The organism is Aliinostoc sp. HNIBRCY26 (genome assembly GCF_050235535.1).
Taxonomy (GTDB): domain Bacteria; phylum Cyanobacteriota; class Cyanobacteriia; order Cyanobacteriales; family Nostocaceae; genus Trichormus.
This window is the reverse complement of sequence record NZ_CP189852.1, coordinates 3416987-3441603: the sequence shown is the minus strand read 5'-3', so window position 1 is coordinate 3441603 and position 24617 is coordinate 3416987. Positions and strand designations below refer to the sequence as shown.

The 24617-nt window shown below is 40.9% G+C and carries 19 protein-coding genes and 1 pseudogene; 12 read left to right on the top strand and 8 right to left on the bottom strand.

The annotated features are described in order from the left end of the window. Positions 1-39: 39 nt before the first annotated feature. Positions 40-1356, bottom strand: a complete 1317-nt coding sequence (locus tag ACQFX9_RS14765) for an aminopeptidase P N-terminal domain-containing protein (RefSeq protein WP_427162684.1) — start codon at positions 1354-1356, stop codon at positions 40-42. A 639-nt stretch (positions 1357-1995) separates the two neighbouring features. Between ACQFX9_RS14765 and ACQFX9_RS14760 the strand changes: the two genes are divergently transcribed. The 7 genes from ACQFX9_RS14760 (at position 1996) to ACQFX9_RS14730 (ending at position 12908) form a co-directional block, all read left to right on the top strand. Next, the gene (locus tag ACQFX9_RS14760) at positions 1996-3213 is read left to right on the top strand and encodes an FG-GAP repeat domain-containing protein (protein WP_427162683.1); all 1218 of its coding nucleotides are present in this window, start codon (positions 1996-1998) and stop codon (positions 3211-3213) included. Between the two features lie 284 nt (positions 3214-3497). Further along, entirely contained in the window at positions 3498-3986 is a 489-nt protein-coding gene (locus ACQFX9_RS14755; protein ID WP_427162682.1) for a hypothetical protein, read from the top strand. Between the two features lie 166 nt (positions 3987-4152). Next, positions 4153-4536, top strand: coding sequence for a DUF423 domain-containing protein (locus ACQFX9_RS14750; protein ID WP_236143044.1), 384 nt, complete (start codon positions 4153-4155; stop codon positions 4534-4536). Positions 4537-4942: 406 nt separating this feature from the next. Next, a complete protein-coding gene (locus ACQFX9_RS14745; RefSeq protein ID WP_427162893.1) occupies positions 4943-7498 on the top strand; it encodes a CHAT domain-containing protein in 2556 nt (851 codons plus the stop codon). A gap of 186 nt (positions 7499-7684) precedes the next feature. Beyond that, the gene (locus tag ACQFX9_RS14740; RefSeq protein ID WP_427162681.1) at positions 7685-8737 is read left to right on the top strand and encodes a DUF928 domain-containing protein; all 1053 of its coding nucleotides are present in this window, start codon (positions 7685-7687) and stop codon (positions 8735-8737) included. A gap of 86 nt (positions 8738-8823) precedes the next feature. Continuing rightward, positions 8824-11607 carry a CHASE2 domain-containing protein gene (locus tag ACQFX9_RS14735; protein ID WP_427162680.1) on the top strand — a complete coding sequence of 928 codons (2784 nt, stop codon included), beginning with the start codon at positions 8824-8826 and terminating at the stop codon, positions 11605-11607. Further along, entirely contained in the window at positions 11607-12908 is a 1302-nt protein-coding gene (locus ACQFX9_RS14730; RefSeq protein ID WP_427162892.1) for a hybrid sensor histidine kinase/response regulator, read from the top strand. The genes ACQFX9_RS14735 and ACQFX9_RS14730 overlap by 1 nt, the downstream gene beginning before the upstream one ends. Positions 12909-13254: 346 nt before the next feature. On the opposite strand, the gene ACQFX9_RS14725 is transcribed toward ACQFX9_RS14730, so the two are convergent. Next, a complete protein-coding gene (locus tag ACQFX9_RS14725; RefSeq protein WP_427162679.1) occupies positions 13255-14061 on the bottom strand; it encodes an alpha/beta fold hydrolase in 807 nt (268 codons plus the stop codon). Between the two features lie 480 nt (positions 14062-14541). Between ACQFX9_RS14725 and ACQFX9_RS14720 the strand changes: the two genes are divergently transcribed. Beyond that, a complete protein-coding gene (locus ACQFX9_RS14720) occupies positions 14542-14772 on the top strand; it encodes a hypothetical protein (RefSeq protein ID WP_427162678.1) in 231 nt (76 codons plus the stop codon). A gap of 172 nt (positions 14773-14944) precedes the next feature. On the opposite strand, the gene ACQFX9_RS14715 is transcribed toward ACQFX9_RS14720, so the two are convergent. Beyond that, positions 14945-16117 carry a calcium-binding protein gene (locus ACQFX9_RS14715; protein ID WP_427162677.1) on the bottom strand — a complete coding sequence of 391 codons (1173 nt, stop codon included), beginning with the start codon at positions 16115-16117 and terminating at the stop codon, positions 14945-14947. 319 nt (positions 16118-16436) lie between these two features. Here ACQFX9_RS14715 and ACQFX9_RS14710 point away from each other — a divergent pair, with 319 nt between their 5' ends. Continuing rightward, positions 16437-16607, top strand: coding sequence for a hypothetical protein (locus tag ACQFX9_RS14710; RefSeq protein WP_427162676.1), 171 nt, complete (start codon positions 16437-16439; stop codon positions 16605-16607). Positions 16608-16733: 126 nt separating this feature from the next. Beyond that, positions 16734-17747, top strand: coding sequence for an IS701 family transposase (locus ACQFX9_RS14705; RefSeq protein WP_427156835.1), 1014 nt, complete (start codon positions 16734-16736; stop codon positions 17745-17747). On the opposite strand, the gene ACQFX9_RS14700 is transcribed toward ACQFX9_RS14705, so the two are convergent. The 5 genes and pseudogenes from ACQFX9_RS14700 to ACQFX9_RS14680 all read right to left on the bottom strand — a co-directional run. Then, a complete protein-coding gene (locus tag ACQFX9_RS14700) occupies positions 17712-17969 on the bottom strand; it encodes an esterase-like activity of phytase family protein (RefSeq protein WP_427162891.1) in 258 nt (85 codons plus the stop codon). The two genes, ACQFX9_RS14705 and ACQFX9_RS14700, sit on opposite strands and share 36 nt — an antisense overlap. A gap of 89 nt (positions 17970-18058) precedes the next feature. Further along, positions 18059-19393 (bottom strand): IS701 family transposase, encoded by a 1335-nt coding sequence (locus ACQFX9_RS14695; protein WP_427156771.1) that lies wholly within the window; start codon positions 19391-19393, stop codon positions 18059-18061. A gap of 74 nt (positions 19394-19467) precedes the next feature. Then, entirely contained in the window at positions 19468-20037 is a 570-nt protein-coding gene (locus tag ACQFX9_RS14690; protein ID WP_427156769.1) for an IS630 family transposase, read from the bottom strand. After that, entirely contained in the window at positions 20031-20528 is a 498-nt protein-coding gene (locus ACQFX9_RS14685) for a helix-turn-helix domain-containing protein (RefSeq protein ID WP_427160281.1), read from the bottom strand. The genes ACQFX9_RS14690 and ACQFX9_RS14685 overlap by 7 nt, the downstream gene beginning before the upstream one ends. Positions 20529-20595: 67 nt before the next feature. Continuing rightward, positions 20596-21450 (bottom strand): annotated as a pseudogene (locus ACQFX9_RS14680) (esterase-like activity of phytase family protein); the annotation flags it as partial. Between the two features lie 223 nt (positions 21451-21673). Here ACQFX9_RS14680 and ACQFX9_RS14675 point away from each other — a divergent pair. Beyond that, a complete protein-coding gene (locus ACQFX9_RS14675; protein ID WP_427162675.1) occupies positions 21674-24202 on the top strand; it encodes a cyclic nucleotide-binding domain-containing protein in 2529 nt (842 codons plus the stop codon). 36 nt (positions 24203-24238) lie between these two features. Beyond that, positions 24239-24577, top strand: coding sequence for a hypothetical protein (locus ACQFX9_RS14670; protein WP_236143037.1), 339 nt, complete (start codon positions 24239-24241; stop codon positions 24575-24577). The last annotated feature ends 40 nt before the right edge of the window (positions 24578-24617 follow it).

Below are 24617 nucleotides of genomic sequence, written 5' to 3'. Positions count from 1 at the left end.
AATGCCCAATTTCCCATGCCCAATTCCCAATTCCCTGAATTATTTAATCCTTTCCACGTCTTCTACTGCTTTAGGAACACCGTCTGTTAGCACTTCATGTCCTGTGGGTGTGACTAACACATCATCTTCAATGCGAATTCCAATACCTATCCATCGTGGATCTGTTTGTGGTTGGTCTTCGGCGAGTTTGGTGTCTGGTACTATATAAATCCCTGGTTCTACTGTCAAAACCTGCCCAGGTTGCAAAATCTGCGGTTTATCTTCGCCATGTTGGTAAACACCCACATCATGGACATCTAAACCAAGCCAGTGGCTGGTACGGTGCATATAGTATGGTTTGTATTTCTCTTCTTCAATTAGTTTATCCACTTCACCCTTGAGAATACCTAATTCCACCAATCCTTCCGTTAAAACACGCACAGCAGCATCATGAACGGAGCTAAAAGTATTACCAGGTTGGACTTTGGCGATCGCTTGTTTTTGGGCTGCTAAAACTATCTCATATAATGCCTTCTGCTCTGGTGTAAATTTACCACCTACCGGAAATGTTCTGGTGATATCAGAGTTGTAATAACCATAAGCACAACCTGCATCAATCAGTAACAGGTCATTTTCTTGCATCTGACGATTATTTTCAATGTAATGTAAGACACAGGCATTCACACCAGAAGCCACAATGGAAGGATAAGCAGGCCCCATCCCACCCCGCAGGCGAAATATGCGTTCTATCTCGGCTTGAATTTCATACTCATAACGCCCAGGTTTAGCGATCGCCATTGCTTGATTATGTGCTTCAATAGCGATCGCAGCTGCTTGACGCATCATTTCTAATTCTGCTTCGCTTTTGATTAATCTCATGCTATGCAGAATTGTACCAGTGTCTTCAATAGCAGTTGGCCCTGTTCCCCGTCGGGGATAAGTCCGCAGCAAATTTTGGTAATGATTGAGGATTTTATCGTTAAAGTGGCGATCGCGTCCCAAATGATAATAAATGCGATCGGCTTTTTCTAAATATTGGGTTAATTTCTCATCTAGTTCGGTGATGGGGTAAGCTTCATCCGCACCATATAGTTCTTTAGCTGCTTCTACACCACAACGATAACCAGTCCAAACTTCTTTTTCTCTCTCCTTGGGTTGCACAAACAACACAAAGCGATGTTCTTGATGATGAGGTGCTAACACTGCTACTGCTTCTGGTTCATTAAAGCCAGTTAAGTAAAAAAAATCACTATCTTGACGGTAATTGTATTCGACATCGTTGTGCATAACTGCCATTGGCGCACTACGGAAAATAGCTGTACCATTACCAATTTTGCTCATTAACTGTTCACGACGCTGCCGATATTCTAATTGCATAGGTGAAATCTATTTGCGATTTATTGTATATTATTACACTTTTAACAACTACGGTTAATAGTTGCTAATTGAAGTTATTCTAACTAATCTTGACTTTACCTTCAGTACCTTTGCCAAAACCCAGGTAGACATTTTACTCATACTCCCACTTTCAAAATAATTTGTTTCTCGAATTCTTGAAGCAGTTTGGGTTTTTGACAATATCACTATCACTTTTTGAGCAATTTATCAAATAAAGATTTTCTGTTTGTCGTAAACAGTTTATTTGAAAAAATAAAGTAACAAGAAAACATTTATCAGGATTGTGTTGATTTCATCAAACATTACTAACATAATAATTTGGCAATTAGAAACTCGATACATTTTTCGTGATTTTTCTGTTATAACAATATACATAATTCATTTATTTTATTTGTAAAGCGTGACATCAAAGAGGAATTTACATGATTTTTGTTCAAATAAAACTCTTCTTTTAATAGAAAAGTCATGTATTGATCAATATGTTCTCAAACGATGATTTTTATAAAATATAAATGTTATTTACAATTAAAAATTTTCTCAAAAAATGTTATTTGGCAACAGAATTATCTCTAGCTCAGGAGTTAAAACTTGAATAGCAAACAGTCATAAAAACATACTATGCCGAGCGAACAAGATAGCGCGTTTGATATATCTTTGGCAAAGTCACAAAGCCTCCTGTCTTCTTCTCAAACTCAGTCGGATTTTAATATTGCATTACCAAGTAGCTCTGCTAGTTATTCTTCCGTAGAGTCAGATTTAGGAAGCATCATATCCCCCACTAACAGTGCTAACCCAAATCCCAATCCTTACCTAACTAGTGCTGCAATTACTCCCGACTTTAACGGTGACGGTAAAGCCGATAGAGTTTGGGTAAATACTCAAACAGGTGAGATTTTAGTCCGTCTCATGGATGGTGCGACAACCTTACAAGAAGCTTCTCTTGGTCAATATGATTTGACCACTTGGAGTTATAAGATTGCTGATTTCAACAACGATAACAAAACAGACTTCTTGTTGCGTAATAACTCCACAGGTGAAAATGCGATCGCACTGATGGATGGGACAAGAGTCTCTAACTTCGTCTATCTAGAAAAAGTTGATGCAGGTTGGACAGCTAGCATTGGCGACTTCAACGGCGATCGCAAAACAGATATCTACTGGCATAATGGCACCAGTGGCCAGAACGCTATTTGGACAATGGATGGCACAACAGTTACCAGTGCTAATGTTCTAGACACAACAGCTGTAGGTTTAACTCCCACTATCGTTGACTTCGACGGTAACGGTAAGAGTGATCTTTTCTGGCGTAACACTACCACAGGCGAAAATAGCGTCTGGTTCATGGATGGTTCTCAATCCACGAAATATGATCTCCAAGCCCAAGATTCATCTTGGTCTTACACCTTGGGAGACTTCAACGGTGACTTTAGAACTGATATCCTCTGGCGCAACACCGCCACCGGCGAGAACAAGATTTGGACAATGAACGGTATCTTCGTCACCGAAGGAACTGTCAACACCCTTGACTCATCCTGGTCAGCCAACATTGGCGACTTCAACGGTGATGGCAAGACAGACATCTTCTGGCACAATCAAACCACAGGCGAAAACACAGCTTGGTTAATGGATGGTACAGCCGTTAGCAGTGAAGCCTTCCTTCCCAGCAATAGTGCAGCCGTTTCTCCATACCTTGGTGATTACAACGGTGATGGTAAGACAGACCTCTACTGGCGTGATCAAACAACCGGTACAGACAAAATTTGGATTATGGACGGTACTAGAGCCACTGAAACCCCCGTCGCTAATCCCTTGACACCAGAATGGTACACCGGCTGATAAACAAGGCAAAGGGTAAAAGTAAAAAGTAAAAAGGTAAAAGGTAAAAGATTCTTTGCCCTTCGGGTTCCCCACTTGCTTTAAGCCGGGAAACTATGCACGGTAGTTGCTCATGGGGGAAACCCCCAAGACCGCACTGCCGACGCTCCTACGTCGCTAACGCTACGCTAACACCAACGCAGTGGCTCACCTTTTGCCTTTTGCCTTTTACCTTATTATTTCTCCCCATTTTCCCGACAGTGAGGTTAAAATCACTAGACAAGGTTTAAATCTACAGTGGAATTATGAAGACTGCTGAAAAGCTAGCTGCTGGTTGGCTCATCACACTTGGATTCACGTTTTTAATCTCCTCTGTCTCTGCGGTAGTGGAAAGGAATTCCATGTTCAAACCCATTTCCCCAGGCGAAAATGAGGAGTTGGTGCGTGAATATTTCAATAGAGAAAGAGCATCTTTATTAAACGCCACTGCCACACAAGGTTTAATTTTTGGTTTACCCACCGTGATTTTAGGTTCATGGCTAGCTTGGGGACTATATCAGGAAAGTAGAAACGAGAGAAAAGTCCTTCAACAACAAGTGAGCGATCGCCTACAATCTACTTTTTATAACATGATTCAACAAAATGATGGACGCATCACCGTTTTAGGCTTCGCGATGCAGTCACAACTCCCTGCAACGACAGCGAGAAAATTTTTAGACGAAAAAGCTCAAGAATTCAACGCGAATTTTAAAGTCAGCGAAGAAGGCTCAGTATCATATTATTTTGATATCTAGATAGGAAACAGGGAACAGGGAACAGAGAGAAGTCTGAGCGGAGGAAACCTCCGCTCAGAACTTCGGAGGAACAGGGAACAGGGAATAGGGACTAAAACTAATGACTATTGACTATTGACTAATGACTATTGACTAACAACTAATGACTAATTCCTTTCAAAGCAACTTGACACAGATTTTTGTGTGTATAGCTGCCATTTTTGGTGGTTTGTCAGTGGCTGCTGGTGCTTTCGCTTCCCATGCGCTGAGAGAAAAAGTTAGCGAGCGATCGCTAGAAATTTTTGATGTGGGTGCGCGTTATCAAATGTATCATGCTCTGGCTTTGTTGCTAGTAGCAGTCCTCATCAGTCGGACATCATCACCACCAACTACTTTGATAGCTAGCGGTTGGCTGTTGATTCTTGGTACAGTTATTTTTTCTGGTAGCTTGTACGCTTTGAGCCTGACTGGAATTAAAATCTTCGGTGCAATTACACCCTTTGGCGGAGTCGCCTTTATCTTAGCCTGGGGTGCTTTAGCGATCGCCGCCTGGAAGCTACGTTTTATCTAGATGAAATATAGCAACGCTAGCGCGCAGCGTGCTGCATTGAAAGGGTTTTGATGATTACCCTTTCAATTTTTTTGAGGATTTAATTGCTTAATCTCAAATCTCAAATTCTCTTCCGTATTCTTAACTAAAAATACTTCCGCATTTCTACTAATTCACAAATTTACAATACTTTCAAAACTTAATTCATATCAGACGTTATTTCAAATCTATACTTGGGCAATATAAATATATTGATTTCTGCACATATAGAAATCCAATACCATTCCTAGTTGTTGGGTGTCAACCTCAACAAAGTCAAGGGTTTGGGGTTTAGTTTTATATTGCCTCGATGTCAAACATCAAAGCTAATACTTGTAGTTATGGTGTTATGAAAGTCAGAAAAATATGGAATTTATCAGTAACTTTTATGGTTTTCTACCTCAAAAAACGTGCTTTTTTTTATATTTGCTTGAGTATTGTGAGCCTATTTTTAGTGGTTGCACCTGCTAGATCATCTATGCCAGCAGCCACAACTTATGCTTCTACATACAACGCAAAAGCAATTACATCTGAGAATGGTAATTGGTTAGAACAGGGAAGAAACCTCTACCGTTCAGGACGGTTTACAGAAGCAGCAACAGCATGGCAAGCATCTGTACAGTATTATCATGGTCAAGGCGATCGCCTAAACGAAGCTTTGAGTCTCAGTTATCTTTCACTAGTCCAACAAGAACTCAACCAGTGGGAAGCAGCTCAACAGTCGAGTCAGCAAAGCCTGAAAATTTTGCAGACGATTCCTGCTGATGCCATTGTTTGGGCGCAGGTTCTCAATACTCAAGCCAATTTACAGTTACGCACAGGCAAAGCAGAAACAGCCTTAACCAGTTGGCAGCAAGCACAAAAATATTATGAACAAGCAGGCGATCAAATAGGCAGTTTAGGTACTCAAATCAACCAGGCACAAGCTTTACAAAGTTTGGGATTTTATCGCCGATCGCAACAACAACTAGAGGCTTTAACCCAAAAGCTAGCAGCCATGCCAGATTCAGAAATTAAAGTCAGTGGATTGCGATCGCTGGGTTTAGCTCTACACGCCATTGGTGATCAAAAAAGCCAAATTGTTTTAGAGCAGAGTTTAGCCACAGCTCAAAAAACTGGGGCTAAAACCGAACTAAGTTCTATCCTCTCCAGTTTAGGTAAAGTCGCTTCAGACTTCCAAGACCCAGAATCCGCACTCAATTACTTTGAAGATGCACAAGCTGCCGCTACCAATCCGAATGAGGCTCTACAAGCGAATTTAGCTCGGTTCAAATTGTTGGTAGATTACGACAAACTAGATTATGCCATCCCTGTGGCTCCGCAACTATACCAACAGTTGTCAGAATTACCACCTAGTCACAGTTCCTTGTATGCAGCAATTAATTTTGTTGCCACTTTAAATCGACTAGAAAACTCCGAGCAAGTTTTACCTCGTCAAGATGCCGCTAAACTCATGGCTGCGACAGTAAAATCTGCCCAAAAACTAGAGGATGCTCCCGCACAAGCTTACGCCTTGTATCAGTGGGGACAACTCTACAGTCGTACCAAACAATGGTCAGAGGCTCAGACCCTAGCTCAACAATCCCTGCATATTGCCAGACAAATCGCCGCCGACGATATCATTGCTCAATCAGCATGGCAGGTAGGACAGTTGTATCAGCAACAAGGCGATCGCCCAGCCGCAATTGCCGCCTATACTGAAGCTGTGAAGTCATTAAAAGCACTGCGCGGCGATATGGCGGCAGTAAATCCCGATGTGCAGTTTTCTTTCCGTGAAAGTGTCGAACCAGTCTATCGGGAACTAGTGGGTTTACTACTAGATGAACAACCCAACCAAAAAGAATTAACACAAGCGAGAGAATTAATTGAATCACTGCAAATCGCCGAACTAGATAACTTTTTCCGCGAAGCTTGTTTAGATAAAGCCCAGCAAATTGACCAAGTTGACCCCACCGCCACGGTAATTTATCCCATTATCCTCCCGGATCGCCTAGCGGTGATTCTCTCCCAGGCAGGGCAACCTTTACGTTACTATGCAACTCGCAAATCTCAAGCGGAAATTGAGCAGACACTCGACAATTTCCTCGTCGCCCTCAACCCAGTTTCCAACTCCCAAGACCGGGAGCGTTTATCCCAACAAATATATGATTGGTTGATTCGCCCTGCACAACAAGCACAGGCTCTGAAAGATACCAAGACATTGGTGTTTGTTTTGGATGGTAAGTTGCGAAACATCCCCATCGCGGCACTATTTGACGGTCAACAATATCTGATCGAAAAATATGCTGTCGCCCTATCACCAGGATTGCAACTTATGGCTGCCCAATCCCTCCAGCAATCTCATATTGATGCCATTGTTGGTGGTATTAGTCAATCACGTCATGGTTTTAGTGCTTTACCTGCGGTGGAATCGGAAGTCAAACACATTTCCAAAACAGTAGCCTCAGCAACTTTACTGAATCAAAAATTTACCAATCAAGCCCTTGCTGATCGTGTCAAATCTAGTGGGGCTAATGTTGTTCACCTAGCTACTCACGGACAATTTAGCTCTCGTTTGGAAGATACTTTCTTACTCACTTGGGATGGAAGAGTCAGTGTGCAGGAATTATCCGAACTCCTGAAAAATCGCAGTGGTAATTCATCAAAAGCGATCGAATTACTGGTATTGAGTGCCTGTGATACCGCAACTGGGGATGATCGCGCCGTTTTAGGACTAGCAGGTTTAGCCATCAAATCCGGTGCGCGCTCAACCATCGCCACTCTTTGGCCAGTCAAAGACAAAGCCGCAGAAATGCTCATGACACGCTTTTATGACTATCTGAATAATTCCCAACTGACAAAAGCCGAAGCCTTACGACAAGCCCAAATCAATTTGATTCGACAAACTGACTTCCGTGAGCCTTTCTTTTGGTCAGCATTTGTACTAGTCGGTAATTGGAGTTAACTTGTGTAATTACACTTAGGCTATTGGGAATATCTTGCAGAAAATTTTACAACATTGCTGCCAAAGTAGTTTATATTGCTAGTAGCCATTGATCGCTTTCAATGTTGGCGCAATAGATTGTTTAAGCTTCTTCCCCACAATCAGATCAATTTCCATATCTCATTTCATCTAGAGAGGCTGATAATCATGAAATTTCGAGGTTTAGCTAGTGCCTTGAGCGTCATCGCTTTGCTAGCTAGTGGTACATGGAGCAGTGTCTATGCTGTGACCTTCACACCACCAAGCACTAATAATGCTCCCAGACAATCTACAGGGGGGGCTTCTCGTGGTAACTTCTTTAACCCTGTACCGGGGAAGGGCGCGCCCAAACAAACAACAGGCGGTGCTTCCAGAGGCAATCTATTCACACCTGTAGCTAGTAAAGGTGCGCCTAGACAAACAACAGGCGGTGCTTCTAGAGGTAATCTATTCACACCTGTGGACGGAAAAGGCACACCCAGACAAACAACAGGCGGTGCTTCCAGAGGCAATCTGTTCACACCTGTAGCTGGTAAAGGCACACCCAGACAAGCAACAGGCGGTGCTTCTAGAGGTGAGCTATTTACACCTGTGGATGGGAAAGGCACACCCAGACAAGCAAGTGGGGGAGCATCACGCGTTGGTACTTACTACTTAAATCCCTCAACCGTGAGTTCAACAGGCCCTGCCGCCTTAATTGCACTCCTACCCCAAAACTTCTACGGTACAACAGTATCAGAGCGTCCCACAATTCTGGTTCATATCCCTGCTTCTGATGCTAAGGAAGCTGTGTTTAGCCTGAAAGATGAACAAGGTAATACACAGTATCAAACGACTATTTCCATTGATGGAAAATCTGGAATAGTGGGAATTAAATTACCCGCAGAAGCACCAACTTTAGCTGTTGGGAAAAACTACCAATGGTTCTTGGCTGTCAAAGTTGATGGGCAACTCAGCCCCAGCACACCTTATGTTGATGGTTGGATTCAGCGTATCCAACCTAGTGCTGAATTAGCCACAGCGATGCAGGAAAAAGATCCTCTGAAACGGGCAGCAGCATTTGGAAAACATGGTGTTTGGTATGACTGTGTCAATACACTCGCCGGATTGTACAGCCAGCAAAATACCAATGTGGCTCTGACTAAGCAATGGGAAGAATTGCTCTCTTCCGTGAGCTTAAAAGAGATTGTGAAAGCTCCTGTTTTAGTAGCTGCTAACTAAATTGCTCCAGCAATTAGACCTCAATGTTGGTGGAGTCTGATTCCACCAACATTTATCAATATCTATAACAACTGTGTAGTGCAAATATGTCGCACAGATTCTATAACTTCATTCGACGGACTCGTAGTGTTTTGATTATTACCCCCACGGTTGCTCTAGCTGTGATTGTTGGACAATCCTGGGGATTTTTTAATTTCCTGGAATGGAAAATGCGTGATCAGTGGATGCGTCAGCAATCATCTGGTGAAATTGCCCAGGAAATTGTAGTTGTCACTATTGATGAACAAGATATCCAATCAGTTGGTAAATGGCCGATTCCCGATCATTCTCTAGCAGAATTAATTTCCAAAATCCGAGCGCAACAACCCCGCGCCATCGGATTAGATTTATATCGGGATTTACCAGAAGGTAGTGGTCATGCACAACTTGTGGAGGTTTTTCGCACAACTCCCAACTTGATTGGTGTAGAGAAAATTACTGGTGAACGTGTCAATCCGCCGCCAGAACTGAAAAAAAATAACCAAGTAGGAATAGCTGATTTAGTTTTGGATGGCGATCGCTTTGTGCGTCGCGCCTTGTTGACGGCGGTTGATGCCCAAGACGATCACAAAATTAAACCAGGACTAGCGACTGTAGTGGCTCTTAAGTATCTGGAAAAGGAAAACATCTCCTTGGAAGCCGTTGACGCAAAACGGCAGATATTCCGACTAGGTAAACAAATTTATCAACCACTAGCAAATCAAGTGGCAGGTTATGCCGATGATGATTTAGGAGGCTATCAAATTCTCCTCAACTGGCATGGTTCAGAGGCGGCATTTCACACCGTCACCATGCGCGATGTGTTAGCAGGCAAAGTTGCGCCTAATTTGATGCGCGATCGCATGGTATTTATTGGTTCATCGGCTTCCAGTACCAATGACTTTTTTAGCACTCCCTTTAGTTCTTCTTTGATTTCAGCGCAAAAACCTACACCTGGGGTAGTAATTCATGCCAATATTGCGCTGCAATTAGTGCGCGGTGCCAGAACAGGACACGCCAATCTAGTGGGAATTTCTGGGATAGCTACGTCATCCTGGATTATTTTGTGGTCTTTAATTGGTTCTGGTGGTAGTTGGTGGTTAGCTAGTGCGCCTACTAAACGACGGATTCCCGGAGGTAAAATCTTTTGGGCAACTGTATGTATGACTGGGGCAGTTTTAGGGGGTAGCTATGGAATGTTTTTACATGGTGTGTTAATACCAATGACACCCACTTTATTTGTATTTATTAGTAGTGTTATTGCCTCAACCAACGCCTATAAACAGCAGCAATTGGAAGCGACAAATCAGCAATTAGAAATTGCCAATAGTCAACTTTTAGATTATTCCAAAACTCTAGAATTAAAAGTCCAAGAACGCACTCGCGAACTCTTAGAAGCCAAGCAAGCTGCTGATGCTGCTAACCAAGCCAAAAGTGAGTTTTTGTCCAATATGAGCCATGAGTTACGCACACCACTGAATGGCATCTTGGGTTTTGCCCAGGTTCTAGAGCGATCGCCCAATTTGACAGAGAAAAACCGAGAAGGTGTCAACATTATCTATCAATGCGGTACACACTTACTGATGTTGATCAATGATATTCTCGACCTGTCTAAAATCGAAGCTCGGAGATTGGATTTAGAGGCGACTAATGTACATTTAGCCAACTTTTTACATAGTGTTACGGAAATTTGCAGCATCCGCGCTCAACAAAAGGGAATTGCGTTTAAAGTTTTGATTAGCGATCGCTTACCAGTGGCAATTCAAACTGACGAAAAACGCCTACGGCAAGTATTAATCAATTTATTAGGCAACGCCATTAAGTTTACAGATAACGGTAGTGTCACCTTCAGGGTAGAGTTACTAGAGACTGGGGACTCGGAGCCAAAAGAGCAAAATACAACTTCCCATCCCCAATCCCCCACGATCAAAATCCGCTTCCAAATTGAAGATACTGGGATCGGCATGGCACCAGACCAATTAGAGAGAATCTTTTTGGCTTTTGAGCAAGTGGGGGATATTAAGCGCAAGTCTGAAGGTACTGGTTTAGGACTGGCAATTAGTCAAAAAATTGCTAACTTAATGGGCAGTCAGATTCAAGTGCAGAGTAATTTGGGTGAGGGTAGCCTATTTTGGTTGGATTTGACCGTACCAGCACCAGATGATCATGATTGGCAACCTATGATCATTTCCCCCGGCAATCAGAAATTTAACAGTGTTGAGGGTAATGCACCACAGATTTTGATTGTCGATGATGATGAACATCACCGCTATATGTTAGCTAGCTTGTTGCAAGATATTGGTTGTCGTGTCTTAGAAGCCAGTGACGGTAAACGTGGACTACACCTAGCCAATGAGCATTGTCCAGATGTGATTTTGCTGGATTTAGCTATGCCTAATATGGATGGCTTTGAACTCATGGTTCATTTACAGGAGAAACCCCAAACCAAGAAGATTCCGATTATTGTTGCTAGTGCGAGTGTATTTGATGATCATCGCCAACGTAGTTTAGAAGCCGGAGCAACGGCATTTTTGCCCAAACCTCTACAAATGAATGAACTCTTTCTCGCTTTGCGATCGCTATTGAAGGCAGAGTTTGTGCAAGTTACACCCACACCAAAACAAGCTGATACTGAGATGGTGTTGCCACCAGAGGATGTGTTGCAACAACTATATCATTTGTCAATGATGGGAGATATACCAGCAATTGAGGGAATCATAGAAGAACTACTCCAACAAGACAGTCGGATGAAAACTTTTGTCAGTGAACTGAAAAAACTGACTGCCAACTTCCAAACCGCAAAAATACGTAATTTCCTTAAATCATTTGTTACTACGGAGTCACGCCAATGATGACTGATCATTTATCACAGACAATGTACATCCTTTTGGTAGATGACAACCCTAATAACCTCAAAGTCCTGTCAGAAGCGATTCAGGGATGTGGTTGGAAAGCACTCATGGCCACCGATGGGGAATCAGCGATCGCACAAGCAGAATATGCTCATCCTGACTTGATTCTCTTAGATGTGATGATGCCTGGTATTGATGGATTTGAAACTTGTCAACGACTCAAAGCTAATTCCATCACTGAAAATATCCCCATTATTTTTATGACTGCTTTATCTGATGCCACAGATAAAGTCAAAGGACTGGAAATTGGAGCAGTAGACTATATTACTAAACCGTTCCAACAAGAAGAGGTAATTGCACGCTTAAAGTTACATTTGAAAATTTCTCATCTCACTAAAACCCTAGAACAACGAGTACAAGAGCGCACATCTGAGTTAAGCCAATCTGTACAACAGTTACAACAAACTCAATTACAACTGATTCAAAGTGAGAAAATGTCCACTTTGGGACAACTGGTGGCGGGTATTGGACATGAGATTAATAATCCGGTGGGTTTTCTTGGGGGTAATCGCACTCATATTGAGCAGTATGTCCAAGACTTGCTGCGTCTAATACAACTCTATGAACAAAAGTTACCTGATCCAGATGCCGACATTGATGAGTTAATTGAGGAAATAGATTTAGAGTATATAGTTGAGGATTTACCGAAATTACTAGCATCAATGGATCAAGGAATCACGCGCTTAAAAGACATCAGTTGTTCTCTGAGGACTTTTGCGCGTTCTGATATATCTTCCAAAGTCGAGTTTCAAATCCACGAAGGCCTAGATAGCACTTTGATGTTGTTGAAACATCGACTCAAAGACCAAGGAAATCGCCCTAAAATTGAAGTAGTAGCAGAATATAGTGACTTACCTCCCATAAGTTGTTACCCTGGGCAACTCAACCAAGTATTTATGAATATTATTGCCAATGCGATCGATGCCTTTGATGAACTACATCAACATCGCTTGGAGCAGAATATAGCTCATGATACAACTAACACAATTACGATTACCACATCGTTTGAGCATGAAGAACAAACAGTGACAGTCTGCATTGCTGATAATGCTTTGGGTATGCCAGTTGAGGTAAAAGAGAGAATTTTTGAGCCTTCTTTTACAACTAAACCTGTAGGTAAGGGAACAGGTTTAGGATTAGCTATCAGCTACCAAATTATCGTGGATAAACACAACGGCAAAATCGACTGTTTGTCCACACCTGGAAAGGGAACGCAGTTTATGATTACCCTGCCAATCTAATACCACGTTAAATTTGAGATTTTGGATTTGGGATTTTGGATTGGTTGAATGGTGAGCTTTTCATAAATCCATCTGTTGTATGCTCTTTTCAAATTGGTACAAGTTTTTATAAAACAAAATATATATGTAAAATCGTGAAACTTTAATAATTATACAACTAGGTACTTCAGGGTTTCTACCAGTTTTTAAATAAATAGGCGGATTGACAGCAGTATCCGCCGATAAAAACAAACAACAACACTATGAACTTATTTATCATCGCATTGATTAGGTATTACTGAAGCCTATTAGTTGCATCAACTGCATTAAATTGATGAAAATATTGCATATTTTGCTGTAAAATGTATTAACGCTTTGAATTAGGTTGTGCTAGAAAGTCGAGCATTTCTTTGGCCACAATTCTGGGTGATTCAATAATAAAACCATGCCCACCACCTTCAATAACTGATAACCTAGCCTGGGGAATCCCTGTGGATAATTGCTGAGAAAATTTTAGGGGGGTGAGAATATCTTGTTTGCCCACTAATATGAGAGTGGGGCAAAGAATATTTTGTAGACGATTGATAGTATCCGCACCAAGAATAGCTCGACTATGGTGATAAATACTGTGAACTGGCGGAGAGAAAGGGTAATGAACAGCCCATTCAATGAGCTGTTCGACCATATCTGGCACTGAGTAAAAATTATCGCTGAAAATCCAGGGTAATACGACTTGTTGATACAGCTTCGTATCTATGCGCTGCAAGAGTTCCCCCCAGGTGCTGATAATCTGATTAAATCGCTCATCTCCCTTAGCCAGAGATGAGAGTAATATTAGACTTTTCACCTTTTGTGGATATAGCAGAGCTAGTTCTTGGGCGATTTGTCCCCCCATCGAATGACCTGCAACGTGTACTTGATCAATGTTCAAATGTTCCAGTAACGCAGCTGCATCATGGGCTAATTGTTGTAAGCCATAAGGATTATCTGGTGCAGAACTCCTTCCTACACCCCGATTATCTATACGAATTATCTGATATTGAGCAGTCAAATCAGGCATGATCACTGACCAGTAAGTATGATCACACAAAAAACCAGAAATTAATAACAAGGGTTCGCCCGTACCTTTGCTGTCGTAAAACAATTCGATCCCGTTTAAACTTACTTTTGGCATAATCAATCCCTGGGGAAAAGTCAAAATTCGATGGTCAAAAGTCAATTATCTCCATACTTGAGTAAACACGAAATTTGTCTCTAAATACAGACCCAATTACATTCAGTAGTGCTGTTAGCGGTAGCGCGGTGTTTAGTCGGTGCGATTAATCTTACTTTTTACTCAGCACTCTCTTGGTAATTGCCACAGACACTGCTAAACTACTGGCTATAGATACAGAATTGTTAGTGTATGTGTTTAAGCAACAATACCCACATAAGGCATAATTTTTTCTCGTAAATATCTTTAACCAAACCCAAAAAAAGACTATTACAGCGTCAATACAGGCATTATTATCGAGAAGTTTGAATTATCTTTTCATTCCTCACAACTTCCTCATAATTTCTGTGTATAACAGCTTTGATGGTGATGGTTAGTAAGTAAAAACTCTATCAACGCCTGACATGAATCAAACTGAATCAAGATATTGGTGTTATTTTTATGAATCACTATTTATTTCATGACGAAGTGACTTTAGCCGAAAAAACCCAAGAACTGGGTAAACAAGCCGTAAAGTTAAAACTGATTCCGGCTTTTGTCATACGTTACTATCCAGACAGTTGGGAATTTTGTATTCCTAACAATGATAATTCCTCTACAGATTGTTTGACAGCACCAGAAGCTTATCTGAAACTCAAAAAACTAGTTGATAGTGCTTTATCTATGGTTTAGAAACAACAAAAATTAGTACAGTTGCAAAAAGGGGGTTTGTCTTCTACTTTCTAACACGTTGTGGGTGTAGGGTACAGGGAAAGATTTTGAATCGAGTTATAAGTGGTAACTATTGAGTCTAGCGATGATATACTTTCACCAATCCCTACCCCCTATCTTCAATGCCTGCTACCTAGATTACATCAGTGACCACAAAACTAGCAGCAGTTAAGGCCACGCGATTGGAGAATACAGCAATTTGCACCTGTGAAGTAGCTTCAGTTCCATCAGCATCAAAGAAAAGTGTGCCTGTAGTTTGATTGTAGATGAAGCGATCGCTCTGAGCTTGCGCCGCAGTTCCCAAACGGAATAAACCTGCATCTAAAGTACCAGCTTGACTTAACCCAAACTCAGCACCAGACAAGCGTACAGTCTCACCTAATTGAAAATCCCGAATAGTATCAAAATCAGTTAAACTTCCCTTTAAATCGAAAATATCTATACCTGCATCACCAACTAAGATATCTCTTCCCGCACCACCAACCAAAATATCATTCCCTCTCTCACCAGAAATATAGTCATCACCACCATTACCCATAAGCAGATTATCGCCACTATTACCACTCAAGCGATTACTCACACCATTACCAGTACCGTTAATATTCGCAGTGCCAACTAAAGTCAAATTCTCAAAGTTCTCACCTAGAGTAAACTCCACTAGTGAGAAAACGATATCTATACCCTGATTAGGATTTTCGATCAGTTGATCCCCAATACTGTCTATTTCATAAATATCGTTTCCGTCTCCACCGACGAGAAGATCATTTCCAATATCACCATTGAGTCGGTCATTTCCATTACCACCAATTAAGTTATCATTACCGCCTTTACCAATTAACCAGTCATTACCATCACCACCCTCTAAGATGTTAATGGCGTTGTTACCGAAAATCCGGTTATCTAGTTGATTACCAGTCCCGTTAATGGGGTTACTACCCAACAAAGTCAAATTTTCTAGATGATTTCCTAATTCCCAGTTAATAAAAGAGTTGACTTGATCTTTACCCTCATTGACATTCTCTTCCACTATGTCGTTAGCACTATCAACAGTGTAAATATCGTCACCTGCACAACCAACTAGACGATCATTACCTGTACCACCATCTAGTATGTCGTTACCATCGCCCCCATTGATAGTATCATTACCATTGCCACCATAAAGTGAATCAAAACCGGTATCAGAACCACCTTTGATGATGTCGTTTCCATCACCACCAAATATGTAATCGTTACCTGTACCACCGTCAAGGTCATCGTTTCCAGCTAGTCCCGTGATGTAATCGTTACCTAAACCACCATCAATCACATCGTCGCCGGCTGTACCTCTAGTGAATTCTAAGTTTGTTGTGTTTTGAGTAGTATCGTTATCAGTAATATTAACAGTAATGCTATCAATGCTAATACCATTATAGTTAGTGTCGGAACTAGTAACTGTGTGTTGAATAGTGACTGCATAATTGTCTTCAATTATGCTATCATCTACGGCGGTGACTGTGACAGTTTGGGCGATGTTCCAGTTTTGGGGTGTAAAAACTAACTGAGTAGCACTGGTAGTCAGTTGTGAACCAGAATTAATAGTGACAGTGACGTTAGCAGTGGGTTGACTGGTGAGGACGAGTGTATAAGTGTCTGTTGCACCACCTTCCGTGACGCTGGTGTTACCATTACTTTGGATGGCAGCCGCAGATATGGGATTGACATCTGCACTTAGGGTTAATATTTGCGTAGCTGTGTTGAAGTTATTGTCCAGGACTTACGCAACTGGCACAGTGCGATCGCTAGCCAGTAGTACATAGGTATTGATTTAGCGAGAATGTGTTTGATTGGTTTGACTCGAATTAGTAACAATAAATAGTGATGTATCTTGTTGTTAAAAATTTTATGAGAAAATTGATAGAAGTACATCAAAAAGTTGGTTAGTGATGAAATTTACTAAACTTAATTATTGTCAATATTTACTTAGCAGTCAAATTAACTATACAATCACTAATCTAGCAGAACATTTGTCAAATATTAGTCATGACAAAATTAATTATTATTTAAGAAATGAAAAATTAACTCCTCGTTTACTTTGGGATAATGTCAAAGATTTAATTGTCACTGACGAGGATGCTTATATTATATTTGATGATACAGTTTTAGATAAAAGATTTTCTGAAGAAATAGAAATAGTACGAAGGCAGTATAGTGGTAATGAACATGGTGTTGTTAGAGGGATAGGAATAGTAAGTTGCATATATGTTAATCCTAAAACTCTCAATTTCTGGGTAATAGATTATCGAATTTTCAATCCAGAAAATGATGGTTTCAGCAAGATTGACCATGTGAAAAATATGCTCCAAGGGCTTGTATATCAAAAGATTCTACCTTTCAATACAGTTTTAATGGATACTTGGTATGCGGTCAATAATTTAATGCTTTATATCGATAGTCTAGATAAAGTTTATTATTGTCCTTTAAAGACTAATCGTTTAGTAGATGATAGTTTTGGTAGAGAAAAATATAAGAATATTGAATCTCTAGAATGGAGTCAGGAAGATTTAAAATGTGGTAAAATCATAAAAATTAAAGGATTCCCTGCTGAGAAAAAAGTGAAACTTTTCCGGGTTACTATCTCTACCGATAGGACGGATTATGTCGCAACAAACGATTTATCTCAAAGTTCTACGGATGTTACACAACAGGTGTGTAAAATTCGTTGGAAAATAGAGGAGTTTCATCGAGAAATAAAGCAACTAACTGGTATTGAATCATGTCAATGCCGTAAAGCCCGTCTTCAAAGAAATCATATTGCTTGCGCTATGTTAGTTTGGCTAAGACTGAAAAGTTTAGCTTATCAAACAGGTCAAACTATTTACAAGCTCAAGCACAATTTGCTTTCTAATTATTTAATTGAGCAACTAAAACGTCCAGATATTGCTATGTCTTCTCTGTAGTTTTTGGGCGCTCGGTGCGCGAAGCTCACCATTGCTTGTGCCAGTTGCGTAAGTCCTGTTGTCAACAACCATCACGATTGACAGGCGACCGTTTGGTAGTGTGGGGCCAAAAGCCAAACCCTCTACATTGCCAACTAAGTTACTGGAATTGAGAGTTAATAACAGCCGCTTCTGCACTGGAATAGCGGAAATATCTGCTGGTAATGAATTGAGACTACTGATATCTGTAGCGTTTTGTAGCTTTACTTCATAGATTTTAATTGTGTAATCCCTCTTTTGTTACTTTAGGAAAAGAAAAATTGACAAGAGATTCAACTAGCAACAGAGAAACTGACTGGAGAAGCGCGAAAATCATTCATAAAGTCGATTAATTTCAAAAAGCAACGCTTCATACCAGGAATGTTAAATACTGTGAGCCAAGGTTGAATCAAACAGTAAAAAATATAGGGTTGAATGAGCAATCTAAGATTATTTAAAGCACTCTTCCATGTTATACCAGATTCCCAATTAGGATGTTGACTATATTGATAAATATTAAAGTCTATTGATGAAGGTGATTCTGAACTAGATGTTGATTGAGTTTGGGCATAAAGTTGAAAATAAGTAGCCTGAATGCTAACTAAAAGGTAAGCACTAAAAATGATTTCCCACCAGCGTTCAATACTTTCATAATCAGTCAGACGAAAATCAGCCCAACCCAGTTCATTTTTAACTTCTTTAAAACCATATTCAATCCAGTTTCTTAAACTATAAAGTTGCGCGACATTCAGTGACAAATCAGTTGATAAATTAGTCATGATGTACCAACTTTCATCTCCAGTGGGGTCGGGTGTATTAACTTTACTGATTTGGTAATATCTGATGCGGCGACGTTGACCAAAAATAATTTCTCTCAGGTAACGAGTTTCTAATTGACGATGTGAAAGCTTTTGCTCATAAGCTTTCCAACGATTATAACGTTTTCGGCTTCCTGGGGGCATTAACACTCCATGATTGGAGCGAATTGCTACGATAAACTCTAGTTCTAATTTTTCTAAACATCTAATTACATCTCCACTCTCACCATATAAACTATCTGCTAACACTAATTTAATTTTGAAACCCCATTCTTTCAACTCTTGAATAATCTCTACCGCTATTTGGGGTTTGCTCTTATATTTATCCCCTTCTTTTAAGCGATTTTTCGGTTTAAATATTTGGAATATTAAAGGATAAGTGATTCCATCTACTACACCATAAGCATTTACGGATACTATTCCATTCTCTGTTTTACCTAAGTTTCCAATATATTGCCTAGTCACATAATCTGTTGATTTTCCCTTTTTTTGATCTCCGGTTTCGTCAATACATAAAATTATTTCTCTTTCTCCAATAAACATTTTTGTTAACCATAGCCTTATTTCTCTTAATTTTTTGATATCCCACAGTGCATCTCTCAGGAAATGATGTAGTGTTTGGCTATCTTTTAGCCCCACTGTTTTAGCTATTTCTGGCAGAGTTTTTCTCTTAATTTCTGAAAGTATGCCCAAATGTAAGAATTTGAATGCTTCAAAATGCCTCACATCCTCAAATACTGAATAATAGTGCTGGCAATAGTTATCTATGAATGCCACTGTGCTTACTGGCTGTCTACGCGCTGTAACCATTCCTCTTACTTGCTTTGTCTGCTTTCTTCCTGATTATACTTTCCCCGTAGTAACAAAAGAGGGGTAATACCAATTTAATATGAAGCTGCATATAAAAGAGCTTCTAAAATAAAGTCATAAGAAGACACAGACATGACTTGTTCAAAAGTTAATTGGTCAAATAGCTGCTGAATGCGCTCACGTAAATCTTGTAAAGAAGAGAAAAGTACATTTTTGAGAGATTTTTTGAGAAATTGCCAAAGCCTCTCGATGGGATTAAGTTCGGGAGAATGAGATGGTTGTAGTAGAGGAATAATATTGTCTGGCCAACGAATCGTAGAACTAGTATGGGCAGGAGCTTGATCAATCTGTAAAATGGCGTAATCGGAGCCTAATTGTTCAGATAGCCAGTCTAAAAACTGCTGAAAATAGTCGCCATTGAGTTTGGGGTATTCATGCTGGAAATGCTTTCCAGTCAACGGTTCAATTGCACCATAAATCCAAAAATTTTCCCGCAGCCATTTCACCTCAACAGTAGGTTTAACTCCTCTAGCTGTAATTACTTTGCCTGTGAGGGTTTTGAGTCCCACTCTCGTTTCATCTTGACACAGGTAGCGCACAGTTTTACCTGGTGCTAGCAGTTGTTCGAGACTAACTATCAGCACACCGAGTTTTTTTTAAATTCGGCTCTGAGTTTTTCATCCTGCTGATAGCTTTGGGGTCGTGGTACTTTGAGTTTCGCTCCTAAACGATATCTCACCCAGTCATAGACTGTTCCATACTCGATATCCAATCCATGTTTGAGTTTCAACCACTCGACTATTGCTCTGTAACTGCTAAATCCTTCTCCTGTTTCCAACTCTTGCTTTAATGAAGCGATCGCCTCTTCAGTAATTTTTCGTTTTGCCCCTGGTGCTTTCTTCACTGCTAATAACTCAGACAATCCACCCCCTCTATACCTCTGTAACCATCTCGTCACCGTCGAAGTATCTCTGGCCAAGCGTTTTCCAATTTCTTGCTGCTCCTTTACCTGCCCACTCTTGAGCCACCACAACATCTGTAGCTTTTCTTTTTGGCTACCTTCACTGGCTGTTTGCAGGCGTTTTTTGAGTTCTTCTTCGCTCTCCACGATTTCTATCTTAAACGGGCGGCTCATAGGTCTGAGGACTTATCACATTTACCTCCCCCTATTATATGCAACTTCATATTAAATTGGTATAAGTTGTATTCGCAACTGTACCTCCGCTTAGAATAGAACGTTCTAAGGCTAATAATGTCCCCTGGTTATCAATAGCTAATAAATCAACTAAACCATTACCTACGAATGGTCTTGTGGGAATTACTGGTGCTTCTGCGGCTGGTTCCGTTACGTATAAGTATTGTTTTTCAGGTTGCCCTGTGACTAGATTATATTGTATGATGCGCGAGCGAGAGCCTAGATTAAATGTAGCTAATCCCCCATCTTGCAAAAGAGCGTTTTCTACGGCTGTGTATAGAGTTTGTTGATTGGGGGAGATAGTTAAGCTTTCAAAGGCTAAATTATCCCGGATACCTGATGTTTGGGTGTCACCTGTATTGATTGTTCCACTACTGTTAGTATCTACAACTACAGGTAAAAAGTTGGCTGGGATGGGCAGCGATCGCACCTCCTGCCCTGTGGATAAATTAAACTCTTTAATAAAGGGATTAATTACACGACCTGCATTGATATTAACTTCGCCTTCAGAAGCCACGAAGACTGTACCATTCTGAGTAAAAGTAAAACCTTCTGGATTCAAGCTGCCAGAGGTGAAAAAATTCCCATTAATATCTTTTAAAGGTGTAGCATTGGTAAAACTAACCGATGGTGTAGAAATATTAGTTAAGTTAGCAGTAAAAGTATAAAAACGAGCTAATCCATTACTATCTGAACGTGCGTCTGAAAGTGAGTAATAGATATTATTAACGGCATCGTAAACAACACCAGATAAACCACCTAAAGCTGTTTGAGTACCGTTGACTGTTCCAGCTGCGCCGCTAGGGATAAAGCCAGAAACAAATGTGGTAATTCCTTCTAAGGTTACATTCGTAACGGTTTTAGCTATTGTGGAATTATTTGTTGTCATATTTTAGTGTTGGGGTAAATGTAACCTCGATATATATGAGGATTCCCCATTAACGACTGAAAAACACCGCCGTTAGTATAATTAAACCCAACAACGCCAAGGGAACCACAAGATTAGGCAGATCCAATACACTCATCACACAACAGTTTTCAGGGATAATTCCTGTTATACAGCAAGCAGGCAAAATGGGGAACTCATGCTTCAATCTCCAGAGACGGTTATTTGGCTACAGGAACGCACAACTTTAGGGATTCTCTCATCCTCAGTGTTAAATGCGATCGCTCCCCTGATGCAAACTCAAGTCATACCCCAAGGAAACAGTCTCATTCTAGAAGATACTCCCCCAAATGCACTTTATATTCTGGTAGATGGTCAGCTAGAAAGTGAAATTACTGATAAAAATCATCCTGTATTTCCTTGCGGTTTCCTTCCAGGTGCAGTAATTAACCTCAAAGAATTACTTTTAGATGAATTTACCCCATACACTATTAAAGCTGTCACTGAATCTCATCTCTGGTTTGTCCCGGCGGCTGAGTTCCGTGATGTAGTTAGTCAGTATCCCGAAATTACTCAGGCTTTTTCTCGTCAATTGGCGCAAGAATTAGCCCAGGTGACATCTGCGTTAACTTATGAACAAGAACGTTCTGTGGCGTTACGTCCATATTTGGTGACGAAAGCCCAACGGGGAATTGTAGGTACAAGTCGCTACGCCCTCAGACTCAGAGAACAAATCCGCGAAGCTTCAGCTGATAGGGAATCTGTAGAAATTTTCGGCGAACCAGGCTTAGAAAAAGATAATATTGCGGCGTTGATTCACTTTGGTTCCCCAAAACGCCGTGAACCGATAATTAAAGTTAACTGTGGAATTTTACAAACTAGTGGTGCAGATTTATTTGGTCGGGCTGGAGGAAAACCAGGATTATTAGAATGGCTAGGGGAAGGAAGTTTAATTTTAAACAATCTTCAGGAGTTACCACCAGAGTTATTACAGCCTGTGGCGCAGTTACTCACAACTAACACCTACACCCCCGTAACTCGACCAGGAGAACCAACAGCAGCACCCCGCACCAGTAAAGCCAGAATTTTAATAGTTGCGGAAAAAGCCCAGTCTCAAATTGAACGCTGTGTAGGTCATGTGATTAAAGTTCCGCCGCTACGGGTGCGGAAAGCAGATATTCAAGCCCAGGTAGAATATTACACCAGTTTGTATGTGCGATCGCGTGGTCTGGCTAAACCCCACATTACCCCTGAAGCTTTGCGCCGGCTGCAATCTTACGATTTCCCTGGCAATCTCAAGGAGTTGAAAAATATTGTAGAACGGGCAATTGTGCAAGTCGGGAAGGGTAGCGAGTTAACAGAGGAAATTTTCTGGTCGGCGGAAACTAAGAAAAAGCAATTTCGCGTAAATTTGTTAAATCTTTATCCTGGGCTGCGGCGGTTTTTACGGAGTAATTGGTGGCCGGATAAAATTAACTATGGTTTTACTGTGGTAGCATTTGCATTGATTGTGGGTGTATTATTTGTTGGGCCACAAACACGCGATCGCAATTTTGCTTTAAATTTATTTTGGGCTTGGTGGTGGCCTCTAGTTCTATTAATTTTCCCCTTTTTAGGGCGGGTGTGGTGTGCTGTTTGTCCCTTCATGATTTACGGTGAAATCACTCAAAAATTATCTTTATGGTTATTCCCCCGTCAATTGCAACGCTGGCCCAGAGAAAAGGCGGAAAAATGGGGTGGTTGGTTTCTATTTGGGTTATTCACGTTAATTTTCCTCTGGGAAGAACTGTGGAATTTAGAAAACACCGCCTATCTTTGTGCTTGTTTACTCCTATTAATTACCTCTGGGGCGATGATTTTTTCAGCCCTGTTTGAAAGGCGGTTTTGGTGTCGTTATCTTTGTCCCATCGGTGGCATGAATGGTTTATTTGCTAAACTTTCCATGACGGAACTACGGGCGCAGCAGGGGATATGTTCTGCAACCTGCACTACCTATCAATGTTATAAAGGCGGTGCGGAAAAGGGGGAAGGGATGGAAACCGATGGTTGTCCTTTATATTCCCATCCCGCCCAGTTAGAAGATAACCGAGATTGTGTGTTGTGCATGACTTGTTTAAAAGCCTGTCCCCATCGTTCCGTTGAATTTAACTTGCGTCCCCCAGGAATTGAACTCTGGACAACTCATGTACCCTACAATCATGAAGTGGCATTATTATTATTACTACTGGGGGCAATATATCTCCATCGTTTACCGGAATTACAAACTGGCTTGGGTCTACAGTTAGATTTAACTCAATTTTGGCTACATTTAGCTATATCTATTCTCGCCTTATTAACACCGGCGGTGGTAGTATTTATCGCCTATGGTTGCATGAAATTATTCAATCCTCGCCGCAAACCCCGCAAATTTATCGAACTCACCTATGGTTATTTACCCCTAGTCTTAGGGGGAAACCTAGCCCATTACCTGCGTTTGGGTTTGGGCGAAGGGGGAAAAATTTTGCCAGTCACCTTTGCTACCTTTGGCTTACAGGGCGAACAATTACCCGTTTTGGTAGCACATCCCGCAGTCATTGCTTTCTTACAAGGTAGCGTTTTGATATTCTCAGTGTTGTTAACGATGGTATTAACCCAGAAGATTGCGAAACAACCTTGGAAAAATATGCTTTGGCAACATTTCACAGTTCTGGGACTGGCTGCTAGTATGTGGATGATTATTGTGTTTTAACAACTTTTTCGCTCCTCAATCTTAGGATGACAGACCATGAAAGTTTTCAAAAGAACCATCAAACCAGAAACCTACATATCGTTTCTCCATATCTACGAAACCACTTGGGGAACGGCTGGTGATATCTGTTTAATTCGTGAGTCTATCGCCAAAGATAGTACAGTAAAATTTATCGGACGCAAAGTCCAGTTAGCCATCCCTAAAAGATTAGAGCGCGATCGCCTGGTCAATTGTCCTATCATTAAGGTTGCGGGAAATGTCGGCGATGGACACCCGAAAGACCATCCCCTAGAATGGGAAGTCTACGAAGGGATAGATAAAGAAATTGCTTTAGCTGCACTCAAACCTTGGGGTTTTAAGTTAATTGAAGTTTAGTTGACAATTATACTAATTTGGGATTTGGGATTTGGGATTT